The sequence below is a fragment of the Streptomyces sp. NPDC091972 genome (genome assembly GCF_044756385.1).
GTDB lineage: Bacteria > Actinomycetota > Actinomycetes > Streptomycetales > Streptomycetaceae > Streptomyces.
In genome coordinates this window covers 574,046-599,741 of record NZ_JBIVSV010000004.1, presented here as the reverse complement: position 1 = coordinate 599,741, position 25,696 = coordinate 574,046, and the positions used below count along the sequence as shown (strand labels likewise).

Sequence of the window (25,696 nt, the reverse complement as noted above, 5' to 3'; positions counted from 1 at the left end):
GTCAGCCCTCCTCGGCGAACAGCGTGCTGCCCCACCAGTCGTCCTTGTCACGGACGCCGGGCGGGATGGCGAAGACCGCTGAACCCACGTGCTGGATGTACTCGTTGAGCGCATCGGTGGACAGGTGGCGCTGGATCCGGATGAAGCCCTCGCGGACGTCCTTCTGGTACGCGAGGAAGAACAGTCCCGCGTCCAGCCGGCCGAGGCCGTCCGTGCCGTCGGTGAAGGAGTATCCGCGGCGCAGGATCGTCGCCCCGCCGTTGGAGTCGGGGTGCGCGAGCCGGACGTGCGCGTCGGGCTTCATCGCCGGCAGGAACGGCTCGTCGCGCTCCTTCGCCTTGCCGACCGGGGCGCCCTCGCCCTTGTCGCGGCCGAAGATGTCCTCCTGCTCCTGGAGCGAGGTGCGGTCCCAGGTCTCGATGTGCATGCGGATGCGGCGGGCGACGAGGTAGGAGCCGCCGGCCATCCAGGCCCTGTCCTTGCCGTCGGCCCACACGAACTTCTTCAGCCGGTCCGTCTCGGTGCCCGCGATGTTGCGGGTGCCGTCCTTGAAGCCCATCAGATTGCGCGGGGTCTGCGCGTCGGGCGTGGTCGAGGACGTCTTGCCGAAGCCGAGCTGGGACCACCTGATGACGACCTTGCCGAAGCCGATCCGGGCGAGGTTGCGGATGGCGTGCACGGCGACCTGCGGGTCGTCCGCGCAGGCCTGGACGCACAGGTCGCCGCCGCTGCGGTTCTTGTCGAGGTTGTCCCCGGCGAACTGCGGGAGGTCGACGAGCGCCTCGGGCCGCCGGTCGGCCAGGTCGAACTTCTCGAACAGGGACGGCCCGAAGCCGATGGTGAGCGTCAGCCGCGACGGCTTCAGCCCCAGCGCCTCCCCGGTGTCGTCCGGGGGTGCCTCGGCGAGACCGCCGTACGCCCCGTCCCCGACCGCCTTGCCCGCGGTCATCCGGCGGGCCGCGGCCGTCCAGTCCTTGAGCATCCGCACGAACTCGGCGCGGTCGTCGGTCGTCACGTCGAACGCGGCGAAGTGCAGCCGGTCCTGCACGGGCGTGGCGATACCCGCCTGGTGGGCGCCGTGGAACTCCACGGCGGCACCGGCCTCGGCGGCCGTCGGGGCGATGTCGTCGCCGGAGCGGGTCATCGCGACCGCGCCGCCGGCCGCGGCGGCACCGAGCGCGAGCCCGGCCCCGCCCCAGCCGATGAGGGCCCGCCGCGAGGGAGACGTGGAGTGTGCTTCGTCCGTCATGGCCTCGGCCTCAGGAGGACTTGGTGACGACGGCGGCGGCGAGCTTGGACAGCGGCTCCGCGAGCGCGTTCACCGCGTCCGACAGCTCCTTGCGATCGGCGGCGCCGACCTTGTCGTACGAGGTGAAGTCGTACGACGTCTTGTCGGCGCGGTACTTGTCCAGCAGCGTGTCGAGCGCCGCGAACTGCTTGTCGAGCTCGGTGACCAGGGCCGCGTCGTTCTCCTCGGCGACCGGCTTCAGCAGCTCGTACGACTTCTCGGCGCCCTCCACGTTGGCCTTGAAGTCGACGAGGTCGGTGTGCGAGTAGCGCTCCTCCTCGCCGGTGACCTTGCCGGTGGCGACCTCGTCGAGGAGCTCCTTGGCGCCGTTGGCCATGGAGGTGGGGGTGATGTCCGCCTTGCCGACCCGCTTCTGCCAGTCGGTGAGGTCGGTGATGAGCTGGTCGGCGAGGGTCTTGTCCTCGGCGGTGATCTTCTTGTCCTGCCAGAGGGACTTCTCCAGGCGGTGCCAGCCGGTCCACTTCTGGCCGTCCTCCAGGCCGTCGGCCCGGACGTCGACCTTCGGGTCGATGTCGCCGAAGGACTCCGCGACCGGCTCGGTGCGCTCCCAGCCGATGCGGGAGGGGGCGTAGGCCTTCTTGGCGGCCTCCAGGTCACCGGCCTTGACCGCGGCGGCGAAGGTCTTCGCCAGCGGCAGGGTCGCGTCGGCCTGCTCCTGCGCGTACTTGCGGTAGGCGGCGACGGCCGCGTCCAGCCGCGGGTCGCGCTTGGCGGCGGTCCCGCCGGTGGCCTTGACCGCCTGGCGGATGCCGTCGCCCTTCATGCCGGGCTTGCAGGCGATCGTGTAGTCGCCGGCCTTCACCTCGGCGGTGACCTTCTGCTTGGTGCCGGGGCCGATGTTCTCGCGCTCGGTGACGATCCGGTCGTCCGGGAACAGGACGTAGACCTCGGTGACCTTGGAGCCCTTGTTCTCGATCGCGAGCTCCAGGTGGCCGGCCGGGAACTCCTTCTTGGAGACCTCGCACTTGCTGTCCGTGGCGGTCACGTCGATCACGTGGTCGCTGTCGCCGGAGCTTCCCTTCTCCGTGCAGCCCGTGACGGCGGTCAGTGCCGCCACGGCGGTGACGGTGACGACGGACAGTCTGACGGCGCGCATACGAGCTCCCGAGGGTTGGATAGGCTCGCCTAACTTATATGAGCCTTATCTATGTATGGCCCCAATTAAAAGTCAAGTAAGAGTCAAGGGAGATTCAAGGGGGCCCTGGTGGAGGTACAGGAGGATCCCTCCCGGCACCGGCCGCCCACGTCCGGCCCCCGGGGCCGCGAATGCTTCAATTCCCCCGTGACTGACTACGACGTGCTGCGCGTCTTCTGCGCGCCGAACGGCGGCTACGGCAATGAGCTGGGCGTCGTCCGCGAGGGGTCCGTGATGCCGGACCGGGACGAGCGACAGGCGTTCGCCGCGAAGCTCGGCTTCAGCGAGACCGTGTTCGTCGACGATCCCGAGCGGGGCGTCATCGACATCTACACCCCCTCCCTGCGGCTGCCGTTCGCCGGGTACCCCTGCGTCGGGGCCGCCTGGCTGCTCGACGTGCCCGAGCTCGTCACGCCCGCCGGGGTCGTGGGCACCCGGCTCGACGGGGAGTTCAGCTGGATCGAGGCGCGCGCCGAGTGGGCTGCGCCGCGGACCTTCCGCCAGTACGGCACCGCGGCCGAGGTGGACGACCTCGCCGTGCCGGCGCCGGGGGAGTGGATCTACGCTTGGGCCTGGGAGGACGAGGCCGCCGGCCGGGTCCGGGCCCGCGGCTTCCCCGGCCGGGGTGACGGCGTCGAGGAGGACGAGGCCACCGGTGCCGCGGCCATTCAGCTCACCGCCGGGCTCGGGCGGGCGCTGAACATCGTCCAGGGCGCCGGCTCCCAGATCCTCACCGCCCCTCAGCCGGGGGACTGGGTCGAGGTGGGAGGCCGGGTCCTCCTGGAGCGCTGAGCCTCAGGCGGACAGCGGGAACTCCTCGCCCAGTGCCCTGAACACCCCGGTGTTCAGGGCGAACGCCCGCTTGCACTCCGCGACGATCCGCTGCCTCTCCAGGTCGTCCGCGCGCACCGCGTCCAGCAGTTCCCGGTAACCCCGCTTGAAGGCGGCGGGGTTGGGGATCTCCTCGAAGACGTAGAAGCGCACGCCGTCGCCCTTCTTCTCGAACCCCCAGGTCTTCTCCGCCCGGTCCCGGATGATCTGCCCGCCGGAGAGGTCGCCCAGGTAGCGCGTGTAGTGGTGCGCGATGTATCCGGCCGGCCAGGTCTCCGCGCAGGCACGCACCCGGTCCGCGTACGCCCGGGTGGCGGGAAGCGCGGACAGTTGCGCCCGCCACTCCGGTCCCCGCAGGTGCGCCAGGTCCCGCTCCAGCGCCCGCAGCCGGAACAGCTCGGGCCGGACGAAGGCGCCCGCCACCGGGTCCGACGCCAGTTTCCCGGCCCCGGTCTCCAGCGCCTCGTAGACGAACCACAGTTGCTCGGTGTAGCGCGTGTACGCGTCGATGCCGAGCCGGCCGCCGAGCAGGTCGCTCATGAAGGTCGAGGTCTCCGCCTCCACGTGCTGCTCGTGGGACGCGGTGCGGATGAGTGTGGAGAACGAGTCCATGGGGGAGAGTCTCGGTGGTTAGGGTTACCTAAGTCAATGCTTTGCCGACTTTCTGTCGGCAACCTTCCCGACGGTCTGTCGGTAAAAACCCGTGCGGGCAACGAAAAGCCCGCCCTCGGCAGAGGGCGGGCACGGGCGATGGGGACTACGGCAGCGTCAGGATCTCCGCGCCGGTCTCCGTCACCACCAGCGTGTGCTCGAACTGGGCGGTCCGCTTGCGGTCCTTCGTGACGACCGTCCAGCCGTCGTCCCACATGTCGTACTCGTGCGTCCCGAGCGTCAGCATCGGCTCGATCGTGAACGTCATGCCGGGCTGGATCACCGTCGTCGCGTGCGGGCTGTCGTAGTGCGGGATGATCAGGCCGCTGTGGAAGGAGGAGTTGATGCCGTGGCCCGTGAAGTCGCGGACGACTCCGTAGCCGAAGCGCTTGGCGTACGACTCGATCACGCGGCCGATGATGTTGATCTGGCGGCCCGGCTTGACCGCCTTGATCGCGCGGGCCAGCGACTCCCGGGTCCGCTCGACCAGCAGCCGGCTCTCCTCGTCCACGTCGCCGACCAGGTACGTCGCGTTGTTGTCGCCGTGCACCCCGCCGATGTACGCCGTCACGTCGAGGTTGATGATGTCGCCGTCCCGGAGCACGGTGGAGTCCGGAATGCCGTGGCAGATCACCTCGTTGACGCTCGTGCACAGCGACTTCGGGAAACCCCGGTAGCCGAGCGTCGACGGGTAGGCGCCGTGGTCGCACATGTACTCGTGCGCCACCTTGTCCAGTTCGTCGGTGGTCACCCCGGGAGCGATCAGCTTCGCCGCCTCCGCCATCGCCCGGGCCGCGATACGGCCGGCGGTCCGCATCGCCTCGACGGTCTCCGGGGTCTGCACCTCCGGACCCGTGTACGGCGCCGGCGCGGGCTTGCCGACGTACTCGGGGCGGCGGATGTTTCCGGGCACGGAACGGGTGGGGGACAGCTCCCCGGGCACGAGCAGCGACTGGCCAGACATGCGGACGAGTCTATCCAGCGGCGATGGGGGAACATGTCCGTGGCGAGAGGAGCAGGTCATGCCACTGTTCAAGAAGCGCGCGGCCGGCAAGCCGGGCGAATGGTTCTACTGCCTGGAGCACAAGAAGGTCGAGGAGGGGCCCCAGTGCCCGGCCAAGGACCGCTTCGGCCCGTACGCGAGCCGCAAGGAGGCCGAGCACGCGATGGAGACGGCCCGGGAGCGCAACCTCGAGTGGGAGAACGACCCCAAGTGGCACGACGCCCCGGCGGGGGGCCGGGAGGACGACTGATCACACCCGGGCCGCGGCCCGCTGGTCCCGTACCCGGGCCGCGTGCTCGTCCGTGCGGGCGTCGTAGGTCATCAGCTTCGGCAGGCACAGCGCCAGCAGGCCCACCGCCCCCGCGCACAGCACCCCGCCCGACCAGACGGAGGCCCGCACGCCCCACCACGCGGCGAAACCACCGCTGCGGACCTGGCCGACGGTAGGACCCACCGAGTACGACAGCAGTTCGATCCCGGCGAGCCGCCCGCGCAGCTCGTCCGGGATCGTCTGGTTCCACATGATCCCCCGGAAGATCCCGCTGACCATGTCGCAGCCTCCGGCCACGGTCAGGAACAACAGCACCAGCCAGACATTGCTCATCACCCCGGCCGCCGCGATCGCCAGACCCCACAGGGCCGCGGCCAGGACCACCATCCGCCCGTGCCGGTGCACCCGTCCCGTCCAGCCGCTGACCAGGCTCACCAGCAGCGCGCCGAGCGGGACGGACGCGTACATCAGGCCCAGCGACCACCGGGCGTCCAGCTCGTCCGCCAGGAACGGCAGGACGGCCAGCGGCATCGCCAGGAACATCGCGGCCAGGTCGACGGCGTAGGTGCCGAGCAGTTCCTTGCGGCTCCACGCGTACCGGGCACCCTCCACGATCGACCGCAGGGAGGGCTTCGCCGCCTCGTGGGAGGCCGGGGCCGGCGCGATCCGCACGACCAGGGCGACCGAGACGACGAAGGTCAGCAGGTCGGCGCCGTACGCCCAGCCCAGGCCCGCGTAGGCCACCACGACACCGGCCAGCGCGGGTCCCGCGACCCCGCCGACCGTCCAGCGGAAGGAGTTCAGCGAGGCCGCCGCGGGCAGGTGGTCGTGGGCCACGATCCGGGGCCAGAGCGAGTCGAGCGCGGGCCGCTGCACCGAGACCAGGCCGGAGGACAGGGCGGCGACGACGTACAGCGGCCAGACGGCCGGGTGCGGGAGCAGCGCGTTGAGCAGCAGGCCCGCGCTGAGCAGGCCCTGCCCGGCCTCCGTCCACACGATCAGTTTCCGCTTGTCCCAGGCGTCCGCGAGCGCGCCCCCGTACAGGCCGAAGACGAGGAGGGGCAGCAGCTCGACGGCCCCGATCGCGCCCACCGCCGCGGCCGAGCCCGTCAGGTCCTTGAGCTGCACCGGCAGCGCCACGAAGGTGAGGAAGCTGCCGAAGTTCGAGACCAACCCCGAGTACCAGAGCCGCCGGAAGTCCCGGGAGGCCCGCCACGGGGCGAGGTCGGGGAGCATCGCGCGAAGGCCGGAAGGGGAGGCGGGGGCGTCGTCGGTCACGACCGGTCATGGTCGGGGGAGGGCTGCCGGTCCGGCAACTGCTTTTCGCGGCTACCAGCGGGCCGGGGGCGGCGCCGTCAGCTCGTCGGCCAGCCGCGACAGCCGGTCCCGGAACCGCCGCCGGCCTCTCGGGGCGGGGACGGCGTTCTCCCCGGCCGCCGCGCTCACCAGGTGCTGCACGGTGTCCAGATCGAGGTCCGTGCCCTCCGGCACGGCCAGCGACTCATGGGCCATCGCGGCGAGTTCGCCCTCGTCGGGGCCGAGGGACAGGACCGTGGCGCCGGCCCGTCGGGCGTCGTGCACCTGCTCCAGAAGCGGGGCGCCCGGCCGGTCCGGGGACACCACGAGCAGGGTCTCGCCGCGCCGGGCCGCCGCGAGCCGGCCCGGTCCGACCGACAGGTGCGCGGGGTCCGAGGGCCGCGCGTCGTGCCGTACGAGGGTGGGGGCCAGCTCCGGTGTGCCCGACCAGGCGGCCTCGTCGACCAGATGGGCCGCCAGGTGCCACGGTTCGTACTCCGGGGTGCCGACCAGGAGCAGTCCGCCGCCGTGCGAGACCACCGACCCGCGCAGCACGCCCGCGAAACGGCGCGTGGCGCCCAACCACTCGGTCCCGGCGAGCACTTCGCGCAGCAGCGCGACCCGTACGGCGTCCATGGGGCCGCATCCTGCCGCAAGAGCCCGTGCCCGGCCCGGGGTTCGCCCCGGATTCGCCCGAACCGGTCAGGGCAGGACTCCCGCACGGGGCCCGGACCCCTGCCCCACGCCCGTCCGGCGGGTGTCCGTGACGCGGCTCACCCGACCGGTCGGGGCGGGCGGGGCGGACGTAAAGTCGGCGCCATGACCTCTACCGACAGTGCTGCACAGAAGGCTCCCGCCAAGGACCCCTGGGACCTTCCCGACGTCTCCGGGCTCGTCGTCGGCGTACTCGGCGGGACCGGGCCGCAGGGCAAGGGCCTCGCCTACCGGCTCGCCCGCGCCGGGCAGAAGGTGATCATCGGTTCGCGGGCCGCCGACCGCGCGCAGGCCGCCGCCGGTGAACTCGGACACGGGGTCGAGGGCGCCGACAACGCCGAGACCGCGCGCCGCAGCGACATCGTGATCGTCGCGGTGCCGTGGGACGGGCACGGCAAGACCCTGGAGTCGCTGCGCGAGGAGCTCGCCGGCAAGCTCGTCGTCGACTGCGTCAACCCGCTCGGCTTCGACAAGAAGGGCGCCTACGCGCTGAAGCCGGAGGAGGGCAGCGCGGCCCAGCAGGCGGCGGCCCTGCTCCCGGACTCGCGGGTCACCGCCGCCTTCCACCACCTGTCGGCCGTGCTGCTCCAGGACCCGGAGGTCCAGGAGATCGACACCGACGTCATGGTGCTCGGCGAGGAGCGGGCCGACGTGGAGATCGTGCAGGCACTGGCCGGCCGCATCCCCGGCATGCGCGGCATCTATGCGGGCCGGCTGCGCAACGCCCACCAGGTGGAGGCCCTGGTCGCCAACCTGATCTCGGTCAACCGGCGGTACAAGGCGCACGCGGGACTGCGGGTCACGGACGTCTGAGCCGATGGGGGACACTGGTCGTCACGGCACAGCGGTGTCCCCCCGGACAGCGGTGCCCCCCGAACAGCGGTGTCCCCCGACAGGAGCCATGGAAATGCCCCGCCTCGCCCTCTACGCCCTCGTCGTCTGCCTCCTCGCGGTCGCGGCGGCGGTCGTCTCCTTCGCGCAGGGCAGTTGGCTGGGGGTTGTGTGGGTGCTGCTGGCGGGGCTGTCCTCCAACATGTGCTGGTACTACGTCAAGCGCGGCCGGGTCGGGAAGTCCGTCACCCGCTGACCGTGCAGAAATCGCTCGTCTGCCAGAACCGGTACAGGTCCTGGCCGCAGTACGTCTCGAGCTCGTGGATGCCGAGCGAGGCCAGAATCGAGTCGATCACGTCGAAGAACGCGTGGTTGACCGCCGGCACCCACAGCAGCGCGAACACGAACAGCAGGCCGAACGGCGCGAAGGGCTCCACCTGGCGCTTGACCTGGTAGGACAGCCAGGGCTCGATGACGCCGTAGCCGTCCAGGCCCGGGACCGGCAGGAAGTTCAGCAGGGCCGCCGAGACCTGGAGCAGGGCGAGGAAGGCCAGCGCGAAGCGGAACTCCAGGGGTACGCCGTCGAGGGCGCCCAGCCAGAACGGGGCCGTGCAGGCGGCGGCGAACAGGACGTTGGTGAGCGGGCCCGCCGCGGAGATCAGGCTGTGCCGCCAGCGGCCGCGGATCCGGTCGCGCTCGATGAAGACCGCGCCGCCGGGGAGACCGATGCCGCCCATGATCACGAAGATCACGGGGAGGACGATGCTGAGCAGGGCGTGGGTGTACTTCAGCGGGTTCAGCGTGAGGTAGCCCTTCGCGCCGATCGTGATGTCGCCGCTGTGCAGGGCGGTGCGGGCGTGGGCGTACTCGTGCAGGCACAGGGAGACGATCCAGGCGCCGGTCACGAACAGGAACACGGCGATGCCGGACTGCTCGGAGAAGCGCGTCCAGGTGGCCCAGCCCGTCACCGCCGTCACGGCACAGATCCCGATGAAGACCGGGCTGATCCGCCGGTCGCTGTGGCGGGTGGTGGCGGTGGTCATGGGGCTCCCTGGACTGGACATTCACACGGTGGGACGGCCTGACGGTACCGGGCAGAGGGGAGAACGTCTGGGGGTGGGGCTGGGGTTCCGTGGGGTCGTGTTGTCCGCGGGTGGGTGGGGGCGGGCGTTTTGCGCAGTTCCCCGCGCCCCTGATGCCTGCGGCGGCCCGTCGCTGTCCGGTGGGGGCGTGTGTAGCGCGTGCGGTCCGGTGGGTGGGTCGGTGCCGGGGTGGGGGGTATCCGTCCTCGGTCCGGCGGCTCGGCTGCTGCAACAGTGCTCGGTAACGGACGCCGGCCGCTGCGGGCGGACACCCCCCACCCCGTCCCCTCACCGCCGTCCGCGACTGACGGCCCTTCGTGGCGCGCGTGGCTGTACCCACCCAGGGGCGCGGGGAACTGCGCGACAAACCACGACGGACCTGTAGGCGTCAGACGGCCGGTCGTGACGCACGGCCCCTCGTGACTCGGGCGACTGCAACCCCCCAGGGGCGCGGGGAACTGCGCGACAAGCCACGAGGCGCCCGCACCCGCCGTGCGACCCCACCTGGCACTCTTTTAGGCGCCCCGTCCTACGACACCCCCGCTGAAGCAACCCCGTGACCGGCCCCGGCCCGAGCAGAGACAATGGACCCCGTGCGCTACCGCATCCTCGGCACCACGCAAGCACTCCGCTCCGACGGTACGACCGTCCCGGTCGGCGGAGCGCGGCTGCGTGCGCTGCTGACCGTTCTCGCGCTGCGGCCCGGCCGTACCGTCCCGGTGAGCCTCCTCGTGGACGAGGTGTGGGACGGCGACCCGCCCGCCGACGCGACGGGTGCGGTGCAGGCGCTGGTGGGACGGCTCAGGCGGGTGCTCGGGGCGGACGCGGTCGCCTCGGTGGACGGCGGCTACCGGCTCACCGCCGCGCCCGACGACATCGACCTGCACCGCTTCGAGCGGCTCGCCGGAGACGGCCTGCGGGCGCTGGCCGACGGCGACCCGGCGAAGGCGGCCGTGGCCCTGGACGACGCCCTCGCCCTGTGGCGCGGCCCGGCACTGGCCGACCTGCCCGACCGTACGGCCGAGGCGACCCGCGCCGAGGCCCGCCGGCTGGACGCGCTGCGCGCCCGGCACACCGCCGCGCTTGCCCTCGGCCAGGCCGACCAGTCCCTGCCCGAACTGACCGCCCTGTGCGACACCCACCCCCTCGACGAAACCCTCCAGACCCTGCGACTGCGTGCCCTGCGCGACACGGGCCGCACCGCGGAGGCGCTGGCCGCGTACGAGTCCGTACGCCAACTCCTCGCGGACCGGCTGGGCGCGGACCCGGGGCCGGAACTGCGGGCGCTGCACGGTGAGTTGCTGCGGCCCCAGCCGTCTCCCCGGCCCGTCGCGGACGCGCACCACCCGTCCCGCGCCCCCGCCCCCGCGGGTCCGCCGCCCGGCAACCTTCGTGCCCGTCTCACCTCCTTCGTCGGCCGGGAAGCCGACATCGAGGCGATCCGGGGGGACCTCGCCGCCGCACGCCTGGTCACCCTGCTCGGTCCGGGCGGGGCCGGCAAGACCCGACTCTCGCAGGAGGCCGCCGAGGCGGTGGGGGAGGCGGTGCGGGACGGGGTGTGGCTGGCCGAGCTCGCCCCGGTCGACGACCCGGACGCCGTGCCCGAGGCCGTGCTCACCGCCGTGGGGGCCCGCGAGACCGTGCTGTACGGCGCCGGTGCCGAAGCGATGCGCGCCGCCGGCAGCGAACGGCTCGACGACCCCGTCGAGCGGCTCGCCGAGCACTGCGGCCGACGTCGGATGCTGCTGATCCTCGACAACTGCGAGCACGTGGTCGACGCGGCCGCCCAGTTGGCGGAGACGCTCCTGGAGCGCTGTCCGGGGCTGACCGTCCTGGCCACCAGCCGTGAACCCCTCGGCGTGCCGGGGGAGTTGCTGCGCCCCGTGGAACCCCTGCCGGAGCCGGTCGCGCTGCGGCTGCTCGCCGAGCGCGGGGCCGCCGCCCGGCCCGGCTTCCGGGTCGACGCCGACGAGGAGACCGCGGCGGCCTGCGCCGAGATCTGCCGGCGCCTCGACGGACTGCCCCTCGGCATCGAGCTCGCCGCCGCCCGGCTGCGGATGCTGACGCCACGGCAGATCGCCGACCGGCTCGACGACCGCTTCCGGCTGCTCACCTCCGGCAGCCGTACCGTGCTGCCCCGCCAGCAGACCCTCAGGGCCGTCGTCGACTGGTCCTGGGACTTGCTCGACGAGGAGGAACGCGACGTCCTGCGGCGGCTGTCGGTGTTCGCCGGCGGCTGCGACCTGGCCGCCGCCGAGGCCGTGTGCGGCCCCGCCGCGCTGGACGCGCTCGGCTCACTCGTCGACAAGTCCCTGGTGGTGGCGGCCCCTTCGGGGGACGGCGAGATGCGCTACCGGCTCCTGGAGACCGTCGGCGAGTACGCCGGTGAACGCCTCGACGAGAAGGCCGGCGCCCGTGCCGACGCCGAGCGCGCACATCTGACGCACTACCGCGAACTCGCCCGCACCACCGACCCGTTGCTGCGGGGGCCGGGTCAACTCGCCGCCATCGGGCGGCTGGAGCGGGAGTACGAGAACCTCCGTACCGCCCTGCGCCGGGCCGTGGCCGACCGCGACGAGCAGGAAGGGCTGTGCCTGGTCCTGTCGCTGGCCTGGTACTGGCAGATGCGCGACCTGCGCATCGAGGCCCGCAACTGGTCCCGCGAGGTCCAGGGCCTCGGCCCCGACCCCTTCGCCGAGCCGGTCCGGCCCGCCGCACCGGTGTGGGAGCGCTGCACGGACACCGCGCCGCCGTGGACCGGAGAGGTGTTGGAGGAGGCCCGGCGCGGTGCCCACCTCGTCCATCTCGCCTGCATGGACACCGAGCTGGACGCCTGGCAGAACCAGCACGCGCAGACCAAGCTGCGCACCATCGCCGCCACCTATCAGCCCGGCATGCCGCAGACCTGCCGGATGCCGGGCTCGCTCTGGTTCTTCGCCATCATGCTCACCGGGGACATGGACCGGCTGCGGACCGTCATCCAGGCGACCGTCGAGACCTGCCGTGCGACCCCGGGCTACGAGTGGGAGCTGGCGGCGGCCCTCCAGTGGCGGGCCAATCTGCTGGCCAACCGCTCGGACTGGGCCGGCGACGCCATCCAGGACGCCGAGGAGGCGCTGGCGCTCTACGAGCGGCTCGGCGATGTGTGGGGGACCGCGGAGGCGCTGTCCGCGCGTGCCGAGGCCCATGAACGCAAGGGCGAGTGGCGCGCGGCCGCCGACGACTACGAGAGGGCGATCGAGCGGGCCGAGGAGCTCGGTGCCCGCGCCCAGATGTCCGTGCTCAACGCCCGGCTGGGCAGCGCACTGCTGGAGACCGGGGAGGCCGAGCGCGGCGAGCGCCTGCTGCGCGAGGTGATCGCCGACCAGGACGGCGCCCGCAACGAGGCGATGCCCGCCTCCCGGATGTTCCTCGCCGGCCGGCTCGGTCTGACCGGCCGCATCCCCGAGGCGCGCGAGCAGCTCAAGCTGCTGCGCCAGCAGTTCGGCATCGCCCACTTCGTCATCTTCGACGCCTTCATCCTCGGCTCGGAGGCCTGGCTGGAGGCGATGGACGGCCGCTACGACGACTGTCTGCGGCTGGTCCGGCGGGCGCTGGAGAAGTCCGAGGACCCACTGGCCCTGACCATCGCCCCCCATATGCGCACCATGTACCTGCACACCGCGGGGCTGGCCCTCGCCGGGGCCGACGGCGGCGCCCGCGCCCGGGACGGCGCCCGCTGCCTCCGGGCGGGCGACGCGCTGCTGCCGGCCCGGCACGCCCCGACGACCATCGAGCGCACCCTGCGGGACAGGGCTGAGCGGGACCTGCGCGCGGTGCTCGGCGACGCGGCCTACGAGTCGGCGTACGCGGAGGGCGACGGCCTCTCCTCGAAGGAGGCCGCCGCCCTGGTGTGACGCGCACCGACGCCTGGTGGCGCAGTCCGGTCAGTTCTTCGTGCGGAACTTGTGGATGGCGTACGGTGCCGCCACCGCCGTGATCGCCGCCGACCAGCCGAGCGTCACCCACAGGTCGTGCGCGACCGGGCCGCCCACCATCAGTCCGCGGGCCGCGTCGGCGAGCGCGGACAGCGGGTTGTAGTCGGTGAAGTGCTGGAGCCAGCCCGGCATCGAGTTCGTCGGCGCGAAGATCGACGAGCCGAACTGGAGTGGGAACAGCACCAGGAAGCCCATCGCCTGCACGGACTGCGCGTTCTTCAGGATCACCCCCAGGGTGAGGAACACCCACATGATCGAGGAGGCGAACACGGCGGACAGACCGACCGCCGCGAACAGCCCGGCCCAGTGGTCGATGTCGAATCCGACCAGCACGGCGACGATCATCAGCACGGTGGTCGCGAACAGCATGCGCAGCAGCTCGACCGAGATCTTCGCGAACAGCACCGAGCCGCGCCCGATGGGCAGGGACCGGAACCGGTCCATCACACCGGAGTTGAAGTCCTGGCTGAAGCCGGTGCCGACGCCCTGGGACAGGGTCATGCTCATCATCGCGATCATGCCCGGGATGACGTACTGGACGTACCCGTCCTGTCCGCCGCCCAGGGCCTGTCCGATCGAGCCGCCGAAGACGTACACGAACAGCAGGGTGAAGACGACCGGCATCAGCAGGGCGTCGAACATCGACTCGGGGTCCTGACGGATCCACAGCAGGTTGCGGCGGACGAGGGCGCCGGTGTGCCGCAGGTGCCCGCGCAGCGGGATCCGGGCGTCGGCGTCGATCGTGGTGGCGGTTGCGGCACTCATACGGCGACCTCCTCGCGGGTGTCGGTGGGGACGGCGTCCTGCGGGGCACTGGCACGGTGGCCGGTGAGGGACAGGAACACCTCGTCCAGGCTGGGCAGTTCGGTGGTGATGGAGGAGAGGGTCACGCCGCGCGCGGTGACCGCGCCGACCACGGCGGTGAGCTGCTCGTCGCTGAGGATCGGGACGATGACGGTGCCGCTCTCGGTGTCCACGGTGCTGGTGGCGAGCCCGGTGATGCCGAGTTCGTCGATCCACCCGGCGAGCGGCCGGAGCTGGAGCGGGTCCACGGGCCGGACCCGCAGCGAGCGTCCGCCGACCTTCGCCTTGAGCTCCTCGATGGCGCCGTCGGCGATGACCTTGCCGTGGTCCACCACGGTCAGCTCGGAGGCGAGCTGCTCGGCCTCCTCCATGTACTGGGTGGTCAGCAGGACGGTCACGCCGTCCCCGACCATCCGCTTGACCTCGTCCCACACCTCGTTGCGGGTGCGGGGGTCGAGACCGGTGGTCGGCTCGTCGAGGAAGAGCACCTGGGGGCGCCCGATCATCGAGGCGGCGAGGTCGAGCCGCCGCCGCATGCCGCCCGAGTAGGTGCTCGCCGGCCGCTTCGCCGCGTCCGTCAGCGAGAACCGCTCCAGCAGCTCGTCGGCCCTGGCGCGGGCCTCCTTGCGGGGCAGGTCGAGCAGCCGCCCGATCATGTACAGGTTCTCCCAGCCGGGCAGCTTCTCGTCCACCGAGGCGTACTGCCCGGTGAGTCCGATCACGCGCCGCAGCTGCCGGGGCTGGCGCACCACGTCGAAACCGGCGACCGTGGCCTGGCCGGCGTCGGGGGAGAGCAGGGTGGACAGAATGCGTACGAGGGTGGTCTTCCCGGCTCCGTTCGGCCCGAGCACGCCCATCACGGTGCCCTCGCGCACGTCCAGGTCGACGCCGTCCAGCGCCTTGGTCTCGCCGTAGTGCTTGACCAGACCCCGCACGGACACGGCGGAGTCCCCGCCCTTGGGGTTCTTGTCGATTCGCGTCATACCGAGGACGGTGCCAGCCCCCGCCGACAAACCACCGACAGGCCGCCTACAGGTGCCCGCAGATCACCGACAGACCCCGTCCGGTCCATCGTCGTGCGACGATGACCCGCATGTCGGGCCAGGTCTGGGTGTCTCTGATATCGCTGGGCGGTGTCGCCCTGGGCGGCGTGCTCTCCTACCTCGTCCAGCACAGGACGCAGCAGTCGGCGGAACGCGCCGAACAGCAGCGGCAGCGCATCGCGGTCTCGGAGGCCCGGCGCGCGGAACGCCTGGCCCTGCTGGAACGCTTCATCGAGGTCAGCGCCGAGGCGGAACGCGCCGCCTACTCCCGTCCCGCCGACCACGAGCACACCGACCCCTGGTTCGTCACGACCAGCGACGTGATGAACCGCCTGTGGGTGGCCGAGCGCCTCATCCGGGTCCAGTTCCCGCTCTCCGTCCACCGGGCGGCCCGCGCCCACTTCCTCGACCTCAACCGGACGGTGTGGGAGGGCCTGCCGGAGGGCGAGAGCGTACGGGACCACCTGGAGGCCAACCGGCTGGCGTTCCTGGACGCGGCGCGGGAGACGATGGGGTGAGCGAAAGGGGGGCGCCCGGTGATCACCGGGCGCCCCCCTTCGTCGTACGACCGCTCAGCGGTGTGCCGCCTCCGCGTGCTCCGGGACGTGCGAGGCGATCACGCGCTCCCGGCCGGCCGGAGTGGCCACGCGCCGCCGGTCCACGACGGCGGCCACCGCCGCGACCCCGAGGCCGAGCACGGCCAGGGCGGCGCCGGTGAGCGCGGGGGACGTCACGCCGAGGCCCGCGGCGAGCGCGAGACCGCCGATCCAGGCGCCGCCGGCGTTGGCCAGGTTGAAGGCGGCCTGGTTGGCGGAGGAGGCCAGGGAGGGGGCGGCGGACGCCTTCTCCATCACCATCAGCTGGAGCGGGGAGCCGGTGACGAAGGCCGCCGTGCCCAGCAGGACCACCGCGACCGCCGCGCTCCACTGCGCCGACATCAGCAGCGGGAACAGGGCCAGGACCACGACCAGCGAGGTCAGGCCGCCGAACAGGGTGCCGCGCAGCGAGTGGTCGGCGAGCCGGCCGCCGACCAGGTTGCCGGCCGTCGCGCCGACCCCGAACAGGGCGAGCAGCAGCGTCACGCTGGAGTCGGCGTAACCGGCCGCGTCCGTGAGCATCGGCGTGATGTAGCTGTACGCGGCGAACAGCGCGCCGAAGCCCGCCACCGTGGTGCCGAGCGCCAGCCAGACGGGCAGCGACCGCAGCGCGACCAGTTCGCGGCTCAGGCCCGCCGCCGGGGCGTGCGTGTGGTCGTGCGGGATGAGCAGCGCCAGGGAGGCTATCGCCGCCAGGCCGATCGCGCTGACGCCGAGGAAGGTCGCCCGCCAGCCCAGGTGCTGGCCCACGAGGGTGGCCACGGGCACGCCCGCGATGTTGGCGAGGGTCAGGCCGAGGAACATCAGCGACACCGAACGGGCCTTGCGTTCCGGCGCCACCATGCTCGTGGCGACGACCGCGCCCACTCCGAAGAAGGCACCGTGCGGCAGCCCGCTCAGGAAACGGGCCGCGAGCAGCCAGTGCTCGTCGGGGGCGAGGGCGGAGAGCGCGTTGCCGGCCACGAACAGTGCCATCAGGCCGATGAGGACCGTGCGACGGGACATCCGGGCGGTGACCGCGGCGAGCAGCGGGGCGCCGATCACCACGCCCAGCGCGTACGCGGAGACCAGGTGCCCGGCGGTCGGGATCGAGATTCCGAGGTCGCCGGCCACGTCGGGCAGCAGGCCCATCATCACGAATTCGGTGGTGCCGAGACCGAAAGCGCCGACGGCCAGTGCGAGCAGGGCCAAGGGCATGGAGTGCCGAGCCTTTCAGGGGAGAGCGGAGTTCCGTACGAGTGTATGTTCAAGTACGGAACAAACTCGCCCGGGCCCGGTATTCCGAGCGCCGCCGCGGATCACGACGAGGTGGTGAGGTCCACCCGGGCCGCCACCGGCAGATGGTCGCTGCCGGTCTCGGGCAGCGTCCACGAACTCACCGGCTCCACGCCCTGCACCATGATCTGGTCGATCCGCGCCATCGGGAACGACGCCGGCCAGCTGAAGCCGAACCCGCTGCCCGCCGCGCCCTGTGTGGAGCGCATCTGGGAGGTGACGGCGTTCAGCGCGCGGTCGTTCATCGTGCCGTTGAGGTCGCCGAGCAGGATCTTGCGGGGCAGCTTCTCGTCCGCGATGGCCTCGCCCAGCGCGTCGGCGCTCTTGTCGCGCTGCCGGGCGGTGAACCCGGCCTCCATTTTCACCCGTACGGACGGCAGATGGGCCACGTAGAACGCGACCGGGCCGTCCGGGGCGGCCACCGCGGCCCGCATGGCCCGGGTCCAGCCCAGCTTGATGTCGACGGCCCTCACGCCGGTCAGCGGGTACTTGCTCCACAGCCCGACGGTGCCCTCGACCGCGTGGTACCGGTACGCCGACGCCAGCGCCTTCTCGTACACCGGCACCGCCGAGGCGGTCAGCTCCTCCAGGGCCACCACGTCCGCGCCGGAGGCGGCCACGTCCCGGGCGGTGCCGGACGGGTCGGCGTTGTCGGCGTTGACGTTGTGGGTGGCCACCGTGAGGTCGCCCCCGGTGCCGGCCTTGTCGGTGAGCAGACCGCCGAAGAGGTTCAGCCACACGGCCGCCGGGAGCACCACCGCGATCAGCGCGGTCGCGGACCTGCGCAGGAAGCCGAGCAGGAGCAGCACCGGGACGAACAGGCCGAGCCACGGCAGGAAGGTCTCGGTGAGACTGCCGAGGTTGCCGATGGCGTTCGGGATCTGCGCGTGCAGCAGCATCACCAGGGCGACGACCACCGCGAGGGCGGCCAGGACGATCCCGCGGCGCCAGATCCGGCGGTCACCGCGCCACCCCGAGAACGGGCGGCCGAGCAGACGCCGGAACCGGTCTCTGCGGCGCTCGGATCCCGAGCCGCCGTCCGCCGTCTCCGTCACGTACGCCTGCTGCGCCATACCGTCGCCTCACTACCTGCCGTGCACGCCGTTCGCCCCACTGCCGCGAGGTCTCAAACACCCCGTACGACCCTAGGGGATGATCGGCTTCCCTCTCGTCGTCCCATGACGACCGTACGGGGGCGATGACGTACAAGTCGCCTTCACGAGTTCCCCGTCGGGGTGGTGAAAGCGCCCTCTGTGACGAAACGCGCACACTAGGAACTGACGGGGCGTAGGCCTTCGAGGACGGTGTCGACGATCTGTTCGGACAGGCCCTCCGGCAGGGCGGCGTTGGGCTGCATGATGGTGCGGAAGAGCATGGGTCCGATGAACAGGTCGTTGACCAGTTCGACGTCGATGTCCGTGCGCAGTTCGCCGTTGGCCTGTCCCCGGCGCAGGATGGCGACCTGCTGGCGGCGCCGGGGCGCGACGACGAGCGTGTGGTAGGCGTCCCAGACCTTCGGACTGCTCTTCATCTGCGCGAACACGCTGTGCAGCAGGGCCGAGGAGCGGGTCATCAGTCCGCGCTGCCGCAACTGCTCCAGGAGCGCCACGAGATCGTCGCGCATCGAGGTGCCGGGCAGCTCGGCGTCCGGGGGCTCGGCGGTGCGCACGACGTCGACGAAGAGCTCCTCCTTGCCGTTCCAGCGGCGGTAGATGGTGGCCTTGCCGACGCCCGCGGTCCGGGCGATGCGCTCGATGGACAGTTCGGCGAGCGGCACGCCGTCCTCCAGCAGCTTGATGACCGCCTCGAGGATGGACCGCTCCACGGCCTCACTGCGGGGCCGTCCCCGAACGGTCCCCGTGTGCCTGGACTGACTCTCCGCGAGGCCGCTCACGTCGCTTGGTCCTCTCTGTGCGATGAGGCGATTATCCCTGCTCCACGGCGGGACGGCGGGGCGGTGTCCGGCCGTCGCCGGCCGGACACCGCCCCCTCGGGTCACTCGCCCGCGGGAACCAGTTCCTGTTCCTCCTCGCCCGGCTGACGTTCCGTCGGGCGGCCCGGCAGGTACAGGGCCACCACCAGGGCGCCGACCAGGGCCACGCCCGCTCCCCACAGCGCGGTGACGTGCATCGCGTGCAGGAAGGCGTCGTTGGCCGGGCCGACCAGGGCGTCACCGCGGGGGCCGAGCTTCGCGGCGACGCCGAGCGTGGCCTCGATGGACTCGCCCGCGGTGTGCCGTGCGCCCGCCGGAACCGGGCCCAGGTGGGACTCGATGCCGTTGCGGTAGGCCGTGGAGAGCACCGAGCCGAGGACGGCGATGCCGAGCGCGCCGCCGACCTGCCGGAAGGTGTTGCTGAGCGCGGACGCGGAGCCGGCCTTCTCACGCGGCAGGGCCTGCATGATGACCACGCTGGTCGGCGTCATGATGTGGGCCATGCCGGTGCCCATGAGGAAGAAGATCACCTCGAGGAGCCAGATCGGAGTGTCCGCGTCCAGCACGGCGAACGCCACCAGCATCGCGGCGATCAGCAGCATGCCTCCCGTGGTCGTCACCCGGTAACCGAAGCGGTCGACGACCAGCCGGGCGCGCGGCGCGAAGACGAGCTGCGCGGCGGCCAGCGGCAGCATCAGCAGACCGGTCTGCAAGGGCGAGTAGCCGCGCACGCTCTGGGTGTAGAAGACGGAGAAGAACGTCACACCCATCAGCGCGAAGAACACCAGCCCTATGGCCCCGATCGCGGCCGAGAACACCTTGTTCTTGAAGTAGGTGACATCGATCGAGGGGTGGTCGCTGCGCTTCTCGAACACCACGAACGCGACGAGGACGGCGAGTCCGGCGCCGATGGTGGCCAGCACGGTCGCGTCCGTGAAGTCGGCGAGCTGACCGCCCTTGATGATGCCGTAGACGAGCAGGACCAGTCCGATGACCGACAGCACCACACCGACGGGGTCGAGCCGGCCCGGGTTCGGGTCGCGGGAGTCGGGCACCAGCCACAGCATCAGCGCGAGCGCGAGCACCACGATCGGCACGTTGATGAGGAAGACCGAGCCCCACCAGAAGTGGTCGAGGAGCGCCCCGCCGGTGATCGGTCCGATGGCGATGGCGAGTCCGACGCCGCCCGCCCAGATGCCGATGGCCTTGGGCTGCTCCTCGCGCTCGAAGACGTTCATCAGGACGGCGAGCGTGGCCGGCATGACGAACGCCGCGCCGAGGCCCATCAGCGCGCGGAAGGCGATGAGCTGGTCCGGCGAGCCGGAGAACGCGGCGAGGGCGGAACCGGCGCCGAACACGAACAGGCCGCCCAGCAGCACCTTTTTGCGGCCGAGCCGGTCGCCGAGCAGGCCCGCGGTGAACAGGAGACCGGCGAAGACCAGGGTGTAGGCGTTGATCGCCCACTCCAGCTCGCTCTGGGTGGCGCCCAGGCCGGTCGGCGCGGGAGTCGAGATCGTCTTGATCGCGACGTTCAGGATCGAGTTGTCGAGCACCACGATCAGCAGGCTCAGCATCAGTACGCCGAGGATCGCCCAGCGGCGCCGGTGCACCGCCTCCGGTACCCGGGAGTCAGGGGCTGCGGTAGTCATGCGTCCGAGACTAGCCCCATTACGATACGGAACCGTCTCGTATCGTAAGTCTTTGCCGAGACCTTACGTGCCGAAGGGGCGCCGGAGGGGTGCCGGAACGGTCACACCGACCACCCCTGGCCCTGACTGGCACGAGGTGCCACCATGGAGGTGATCCGGGGACGCCGTGAGGGCGCCTCGAGATGACGTAAGGAGCCGTTGCAATGACGCAGCTTTCGGCTGCCCACACCAAGCCCTCCGACGGCAAGACGCTGTACGGGGGGAAGGGCACCCGCCGCATCACTGTCCGGGACATCGCCCTCGCCAAGGAACGCGGCGAGAAGTGGCCCATGCTCACCGCCTACGACGCGACGACCGCCTCCGTCTTCGACGAGGCCGGCATCCCGGTGCTGCTCGTCGGCGACTCGGCGGGCAACTGCCATCTCGGGTACGAGACCACCGTGCCCGTCACCATGGACGAGATGACCATGCTGTCGGCGGCCGTCGTCCGGGGCACCTCGCGCGCCCTGATCGTCGGCGACCTGCCCTTCGGTTCCTACCAGGAGGGCCCGGTGCAGGCGCTGCGCTCGGCGACCCGGCTGGTCAAGGAGGCGGGCGTCGGCGCGGTCAAGCTGGAGGGCGGCGAGCGCTCCCACGAGCAGATCCGGCTCCTCGTCGAGTCCGGCATCCCGGTCATGGCCCACATCGGCCTGACCCCCCAGTCCGTCAACGCCATGGGCTACCGCGTCCAGGGCCGCGGCGAGGAGGCGGCCCAGCAGCTGCTGCGGGACGCCAAGGCCGTCCAGGACGCGGGCGCGTTCGCGGTCGTCCTGGAGCTGGTCCCGGCGGAGCTCGCGGCCGAGGTCACCCGGGTGCTGCACATCCCGACGGTCGGCATCGGCGCGGGTCCGGAGACCGACGCGCAGGTCCTCGTCTGGACCGACATGCTCGGCCTGACCGGCGGGCGGGTCCCGAAGTTCGTCAAGCAGTACGCCGACCTGCGCGAGGTCATGGGCAGCGCGGTGAAGGCCTTCGCGGAGGACGTCGTCGGCGGGACCTTCCCGCTGGAGGAGCACTCCGTCCACTAGGCCCCACGGCCCCTCAGAGCCACTGCGGCACCAAGCGCCCCGCCGATCTTCCCCCGTCGGCGGGGCGCCCTCTGTTTCCGTACCGTGCTCCTGGGCAGGTCGCCCACGTCGAGGACGGCCCCCGGGCACCGCCTAGTCGAACCGCTCCAGGTCCCGCAGCCACGCCCGCGCCGAGCTGTCCGACGGGGCCCGCCAGTCGCCGCGGGGCGAGAGGGAGCCGCCCGCCGAGACCTTCGGGCCGTTCGGCATGGCCGAGCGCTTGAACTGGGCGAACGCGAAGAAGCGCTTGCAGAACACCTCCAGCCACCGCCGGATCTCCGGCAGGTCGTACGTCACGCGCTTGGCGTCCGGGAAGTTCGGCGGCCAGGCGCCGGTCTTCTCGTCGTGCCAGGCGTGCCAGGCCAGGAAGGCGATCTTCGAGGGCCGGAAGCCGTACCGCAGGACGTGGAAGAGCGTGAAGTCGTGCAGCGCGTACGGGCCGATCTTCGACTCGGTGGACTGCATCTCCTCGCCCGGCACCAGCTCCGGGCTGATCTCGGTGTCGAGGATCGCGGTGAGGATGCGGCCGGTCTCCTCGTCGAACTGCCCGCTGCTGACGACCCAGCGGATCAGATGCTGCATCAGCGTCTTCGGCACGCCCGAGTTGACGTTGTAGTGGCTCATCTGGTCGCCCACGCCGTACGTCGACCAGCCGAGCGCCAGCTCGGAGAGGTCACCGGTGCCGAGCACGATGCCGCCGCGCTGGTTGGCCAGCCGGAACAGGTAGTCGGTGCGCAGTCCCGCCTGGACGTTCTCGAAGGTGACGTCGTACACGGGCTCGCCGGAGGCGAAGGGGTGGTCCATCTCCCGCAGCATCAGCCGCGCGGTCGGCGTGATGTCCAGCTCGGCCGCGGTGACGCCGAGGGCCCGCATGAGCTTGTGGGCGTTGTCCTTGGTGTGGTCGCTGGTGGCGAAGCCGGGCAGGGTCCAGGCCAGGATGTCGCTGCGCGGCCGCCCGGCGCGGTCCATCGCGCGGGCGGCCACGATCAGCGCGTGCGTGGAGTCGAGGCCGCCCGACACCCCGATGACCACCTTCGGGCCGCCGATCGCCGCGAGCCGCTGCTGGAGCCCGGCGACCTGGATGTTGTACGCCTCGTAGCAGTCCTGGGCGAGCCGTCCGGCGTCGGCGGGCACGAACGGGAAGCGCTCCAGTCGGCGCTTGAGGCCCAGGTCGCCCGCGGGCGGGTCGAGTTCGAAGGACACCGTCCGGAAGTCCCCGGTGCGCGCCTGATGGGTGCGCCGGTTCTCGTCGAACGTGCCCATCCGCAACCGCTCCTGCCGCAGCAGGTCCAGGTCCACGTCGGCCACCGCGTACTCGTCGCCCTGCGGGAAACGCTCCGTCTCGGCCAGCAGGACGCCGTTCTCGTAGACCATGGCCTGGCCGTCCCAGGACAGGTCGGTCGTCGACTCGCCGAGTCCGGCCGCCGCGTAGACGTACGCCGCGAGGCAGCGCGAGGACGCCGAGCGGCACAGCAGTTTGCGGTCCTCGGCCCGGCCGACCGTGATGGGGCTGCCGGAGAGGTTGACCAGGACGGTCGCGCCGGCGAGGGCGGCCTCCGCGCTGGGCGGCACCGGCACCCACATGTCCTCGCAGATCTCCGTGTGCAGCACGAGACCGGGGACGTCGGCCGCCTCGAACAGCAGGTCCACGCCGAACGGCACGCTCGCCCCGCCGACCCGGATCGACCCGCCGCGCTCGTCGGCGCCGTCGCCGATCTGCCGACGCTCGTAGAACTCGCGGTAGTTGGGCGGGTACGACTTCGGTACGACACCGAGGACCCGGCCGCGGTGCACGATCACCGCGCAGTTGTAGACCCGGTTGCGGTGGCGCAGCGGGGCGCCGACGACCAGCACCGGGAGCAGGTCGGCCGACCCGGTGACCACGTCCGCGAGCGCGGTCTCGACCTCGTCGAGCAGGGCGTCCTGGAGGAGCAGGTCCTCGATGGAGTAGCCGCACAGCCCGAGCTCCGGGAAGACGGCGACGGCGACCCCTTCCTCACCGCACCGGCGCGCCTGGCGCAGCACCGCTTCGGCGTTGGCGGGCGGGTCCGCGATGACGGTGTGCCCCGTGCAGGCGGCGACGCGTGCGAACCCGTGCTGATAGATGGACCAGAAGTTCGAGGCAGTCACAGGATCAGTGTAATCGTCAGAGCGACGCTATAGCGGGCGGGGGAACGCGCGAGGGGCCCGGTCCCGAAGGTTCTCGCCTTCGGGACCGGGCCCCTGCCCACACGCGTGGCGGGTCAGTGCCGCCCGAAGGACTGCACGTAACCGTTCGCGGGCGTGCCCACGCCCGTCACGTCGTCGTAGCCCTTGACCGCGGACAGCGAGCTGTCCTTGCCGAGGCTGCGGACCGAGGTGCTCGTCCCACCGGTGGCGTCATAGCCGTTGGTGAAGTCGACGCGGGCCACCGCGAGTCCGGAGCCCGTCGGGTTGTCCGTGACGTCGTGGTACACCCGGGACCCGTACTTCGAGTAGATCGACGGGTTGGCGAAGCCGAGCGCCTTGCCGCCGCCCGCCTGCTGCGCCAGCGCCTGCACGGCCGCGATCACCGGCGAGGCCAGCGAGGTGCCGCCGATGCGGTACTCGCTGTACTGCTGCGAGCCGTCGGGGAAGGTCTGCGTCTGCCCCACCAGGAAACCGGTGTTGGGGTCGGCGATCGCGGAGATGTCCGGGACCACGCGGTTGCCGGCGGCGTTGTTGGCCGTGGCGAGCGCGTTCGGGACGACGCCCTTCTGGTAGTAGGGCTCGGCGACCGTCCTGCTGGTGCCGCCGCCCGCGCCCGAGGTGAACGCGCCGGGGAAGCCGGTCCAGCTCTTGCCGTCCGCGGACAGCACGGCCTTCTCGGTGCCCCAGCCGGTCTCCCACAGGTACTTGTCGCCCTTGCCGACGGCGAGGGAGGTACCGCCGACCGCCGTCACCCACGCTGAGTTGGCCGGGGTGTCGACCTGCTTCGTACCGGTGTTGGCGACCTCGTCGCCGTTGTCGCCGGAGGAGAAGTAGAAGCCGATGCCCTCGACCGCGCCGAACTGGAAGACCTGGTCGTAGGCGGCCGCGAGGTCCGGCGTCTGGTTGGCCTCGATGTCGCCCCAGGAGTTGGAGACGATGTCGGCGAGGTGGTTGTCGACGATCTTGCTGAGCGAGTCGAGCAGGTCGTCGTCGTAGCAGGACGCGGCGCCCACGTACGTGATGCTCGCGTCCGGCGCGACCGCGTGCACGGCCTCGACGTCGAGGGTCTCCTCGCCGTACCAGCCGGCCGCCCCGCACTCCTCGGTCTTCGTGTAGTTCTTCGGCAGGACCTGCTTGAGCTGGCCCGTGGTGTAGGCGGCGTCGCCGTGCTTCTTCGCGTAGGTGGCCGCGTCGAAGGCGATGGTGGGGGAGGCGTAGGCGTCGGTGATGGCGACGCGCACTCCCTTGCCGGTGTACGTGCCGGCGCCGTAGGCGGCGCGGAGCTGCTTGCCCGTGTAGCCCTTGACGGCGTACGGGATCTTCGTGCCGTAGGCGTCGGGCAGCGTGCTCGCGATGTTCGAGCCGTAGTACGAGGAGAACGGCCCGGCGTTCTTGAACACGGCGTCCGGCGGCGGCAGTTGGTCCTTGCTGCTGGCCTTGTGCGGGGCGTTGTCCAGGCCGGTGACGGTCAGGACGGCACCGTCCAGGCCGGCCGGCGCGGAGGCGGCCTTGGCCGGGGCGCGGTAGGTCTTCGAGCCCTTGGCGTAGTTGTGGAGCTGGGTGCCGAAGGCCTTCTCGGCGGCGGCCACGTCACCGGTGACGGAGATGTAGTGCTGCGTGGTGCCGGTGACCTTCAGGCCCGCCGACTCCAGCCACGACGTGACCGCGGCGACCTGCGCCTTGGTGGCACCGAAGCGGGCCTGCGCCTGCTCGGCGCTCAGGTGTTTGCCGTACGACGGCGAGGCCGGGTCGGACACCGACTTCGCGTAGGCGGCGAGGCCGGCGGCGTCCCTGCCGGCGAGGTAGACCCGGGCGGAGACCTGGGAACTGTCCGGGGCGGCGCCCTTGTCGGCCTTGGCCGTGGCCCACGCGGGCTTGGTCCCGGCGAGCGTGTCACGGGCCGGGCCGTCCGCGGCGTGGGCCGCGGGTATACCGAGCGCCAGCGCGCCCGCGAGCATCGGCAGCGTCGCCGCCATGCTCACTCCGGCGCGGACTTTGGCGCGGTTGGATCTCATGGAACC

Annotated in this window: 22 protein-coding genes; 7 read left to right on the top strand and 15 right to left on the bottom strand. The window is 71.7% G+C overall.

Annotated elements, in window-relative coordinates; genetic code table 11:
• Position 1: 1 nt before the first annotated feature.
• Both efeB and efeO read right to left on the bottom strand, forming a co-directional pair.
• Positions 2-1,249, bottom strand: coding sequence for an iron uptake transporter deferrochelatase/peroxidase subunit (efeB, locus tag ACIQJT_RS15295; RefSeq protein WP_402643530.1), 1,248 nt, complete (start codon positions 1,247-1,249; stop codon positions 2-4).
• 10 nt (positions 1,250-1,259) lie between these two features.
• Positions 1,260-2,405, bottom strand: coding sequence for an iron uptake system protein EfeO (gene efeO / locus ACIQJT_RS15290; RefSeq protein ID WP_402643527.1), 1,146 nt, complete (start codon positions 2,403-2,405; stop codon positions 1,260-1,262).
• Positions 2,406-2,591: 186 nt separating this feature from the next.
• Between efeO and ACIQJT_RS15285 the strand changes: the two genes are divergently transcribed.
• Positions 2,592-3,236 carry a PhzF family phenazine biosynthesis protein gene (locus ACIQJT_RS15285; protein WP_365451078.1) on the top strand — a complete coding sequence of 215 codons (645 nt, stop codon included), beginning with the start codon at positions 2,592-2,594 and terminating at the stop codon, positions 3,234-3,236.
• A 3-nt stretch (positions 3,237-3,239) separates the two neighbouring features.
• Here ACIQJT_RS15285 and ACIQJT_RS15280 read toward each other — a convergent pair whose 3' ends face one another.
• Together ACIQJT_RS15280 and map are read right to left on the bottom strand one after the other, a co-directional pair.
• The gene (locus tag ACIQJT_RS15280; protein ID WP_365451080.1) at positions 3,240-3,887 is read right to left on the bottom strand and encodes a biliverdin-producing heme oxygenase; all 648 of its coding nucleotides are present in this window, start codon (positions 3,885-3,887) and stop codon (positions 3,240-3,242) included.
• Between the two features lie 145 nt (positions 3,888-4,032).
• Entirely contained in the window at positions 4,033-4,890 is an 858-nt protein-coding gene (gene map, locus ACIQJT_RS15275) for a type I methionyl aminopeptidase (protein WP_365451082.1), read from the bottom strand.
• Between the two features lie 58 nt (positions 4,891-4,948).
• Between map and ACIQJT_RS15270 the strand changes: the two genes are divergently transcribed.
• Complete coding sequence (locus ACIQJT_RS15270; RefSeq protein ID WP_053850503.1) at positions 4,949-5,179, top strand: hypothetical protein; 231 nt, start codon at positions 4,949-4,951, stop codon at positions 5,177-5,179.
• Here ACIQJT_RS15270 and ACIQJT_RS15265 read toward each other — a convergent pair whose 3' ends face one another.
• Together ACIQJT_RS15265 and ACIQJT_RS15260 are read right to left on the bottom strand one after the other, a co-directional pair.
• Complete coding sequence (locus ACIQJT_RS15265; protein ID WP_402643724.1) at positions 5,180-6,436, bottom strand: MFS transporter; 1,257 nt, start codon at positions 6,434-6,436, stop codon at positions 5,180-5,182.
• A 93-nt stretch (positions 6,437-6,529) separates the two neighbouring features.
• Positions 6,530-7,132 carry a hypothetical protein gene (locus ACIQJT_RS15260; protein ID WP_365451086.1) on the bottom strand — a complete coding sequence of 201 codons (603 nt, stop codon included), beginning with the start codon at positions 7,130-7,132 and terminating at the stop codon, positions 6,530-6,532.
• Positions 7,133-7,315: 183 nt separating this feature from the next.
• On the opposite strand from ACIQJT_RS15260, the gene npdG reads away from it, so the two are divergent.
• Entirely contained in the window at positions 7,316-8,023 is a 708-nt protein-coding gene (gene npdG / locus ACIQJT_RS15255) for an NADPH-dependent F420 reductase (RefSeq protein WP_402643522.1), read from the top strand.
• Positions 8,024-8,027: 4 nt separating this feature from the next.
• Positions 8,028-8,297: a hypothetical protein gene (locus tag ACIQJT_RS15250; protein WP_365451090.1), complete on the top strand. Its 270-nt coding sequence runs from the start codon at positions 8,028-8,030 to the stop codon at positions 8,295-8,297.
• Here ACIQJT_RS15250 and ACIQJT_RS15245 read toward each other — a convergent pair.
• A complete protein-coding gene (locus ACIQJT_RS15245; protein WP_402643519.1) occupies positions 8,287-9,084 on the bottom strand; it encodes a site-2 protease family protein in 798 nt (265 codons plus the stop codon). The genes ACIQJT_RS15250 and ACIQJT_RS15245 overlap by 11 nt on opposite strands.
• A gap of 623 nt (positions 9,085-9,707) precedes the next feature.
• On the opposite strand from ACIQJT_RS15245, the gene ACIQJT_RS15240 reads away from it, so the two are divergent.
• Positions 9,708-13,019: an AfsR/SARP family transcriptional regulator gene (locus tag ACIQJT_RS15240; RefSeq protein ID WP_402643516.1), complete on the top strand. Its 3,312-nt coding sequence runs from the start codon at positions 9,708-9,710 to the stop codon at positions 13,017-13,019.
• Positions 13,020-13,049: 30 nt separating this feature from the next.
• On the opposite strand, the gene ACIQJT_RS15235 is transcribed toward ACIQJT_RS15240, so the two are convergent.
• Entirely contained in the window at positions 13,050-13,865 is an 816-nt protein-coding gene (locus ACIQJT_RS15235; RefSeq protein WP_402643513.1) for an ABC transporter permease, read from the bottom strand.
• Positions 13,862-14,887: an ATP-binding cassette domain-containing protein gene (locus ACIQJT_RS15230; protein ID WP_365451098.1), complete on the bottom strand. Its 1,026-nt coding sequence runs from the start codon at positions 14,885-14,887 to the stop codon at positions 13,862-13,864. Before ACIQJT_RS15230 ends, ACIQJT_RS15235 begins: the two co-directional genes overlap by 4 nt.
• Positions 14,888-14,988: 101 nt before the next feature.
• Here ACIQJT_RS15230 and ACIQJT_RS15225 point away from each other — a divergent pair, with 101 nt between their 5' ends.
• Positions 14,989-15,465 (top strand): hypothetical protein, encoded by a 477-nt coding sequence (locus ACIQJT_RS15225; RefSeq protein WP_402643510.1) that lies wholly within the window; start codon positions 14,989-14,991, stop codon positions 15,463-15,465.
• A 54-nt stretch (positions 15,466-15,519) separates the two neighbouring features.
• On the opposite strand, the gene ACIQJT_RS15220 is transcribed toward ACIQJT_RS15225, so the two are convergent.
• From ACIQJT_RS15220 to ACIQJT_RS15205, 4 genes are all read right to left on the bottom strand, one after another.
• Entirely contained in the window at positions 15,520-16,740 is a 1,221-nt protein-coding gene (locus tag ACIQJT_RS15220) for an MFS transporter (RefSeq protein WP_365451102.1), read from the bottom strand.
• A 101-nt stretch (positions 16,741-16,841) separates the two neighbouring features.
• A complete protein-coding gene (locus ACIQJT_RS15215) occupies positions 16,842-17,891 on the bottom strand; it encodes an endonuclease/exonuclease/phosphatase family protein (RefSeq protein WP_365451104.1) in 1,050 nt (349 codons plus the stop codon).
• Between the two features lie 197 nt (positions 17,892-18,088).
• A complete protein-coding gene (locus tag ACIQJT_RS15210; RefSeq protein ID WP_365451106.1) occupies positions 18,089-18,712 on the bottom strand; it encodes a TetR/AcrR family transcriptional regulator in 624 nt (207 codons plus the stop codon).
• A gap of 101 nt (positions 18,713-18,813) precedes the next feature.
• A complete protein-coding gene (locus ACIQJT_RS15205; protein ID WP_365451108.1) occupies positions 18,814-20,400 on the bottom strand; it encodes an MFS transporter in 1,587 nt (528 codons plus the stop codon).
• A 203-nt stretch (positions 20,401-20,603) separates the two neighbouring features.
• Between ACIQJT_RS15205 and panB the strand changes: the two genes are divergently transcribed.
• Positions 20,604-21,467, top strand: coding sequence for a 3-methyl-2-oxobutanoate hydroxymethyltransferase (gene panB / locus ACIQJT_RS15200; protein ID WP_365451110.1), 864 nt, complete (start codon positions 20,604-20,606; stop codon positions 21,465-21,467).
• A gap of 132 nt (positions 21,468-21,599) precedes the next feature.
• On the opposite strand, the gene ACIQJT_RS15195 is transcribed toward panB, so the two are convergent.
• Positions 21,600-23,636, bottom strand: coding sequence for an NAD(+) synthase (locus tag ACIQJT_RS15195; protein WP_365451112.1), 2,037 nt, complete (start codon positions 23,634-23,636; stop codon positions 21,600-21,602).
• Between the two features lie 113 nt (positions 23,637-23,749).
• Entirely contained in the window at positions 23,750-25,690 is a 1,941-nt protein-coding gene (locus ACIQJT_RS15190; RefSeq protein ID WP_402643503.1) for a protease pro-enzyme activation domain-containing protein, read from the bottom strand.
• Positions 25,691-25,696 lie beyond the last annotated feature (6 nt).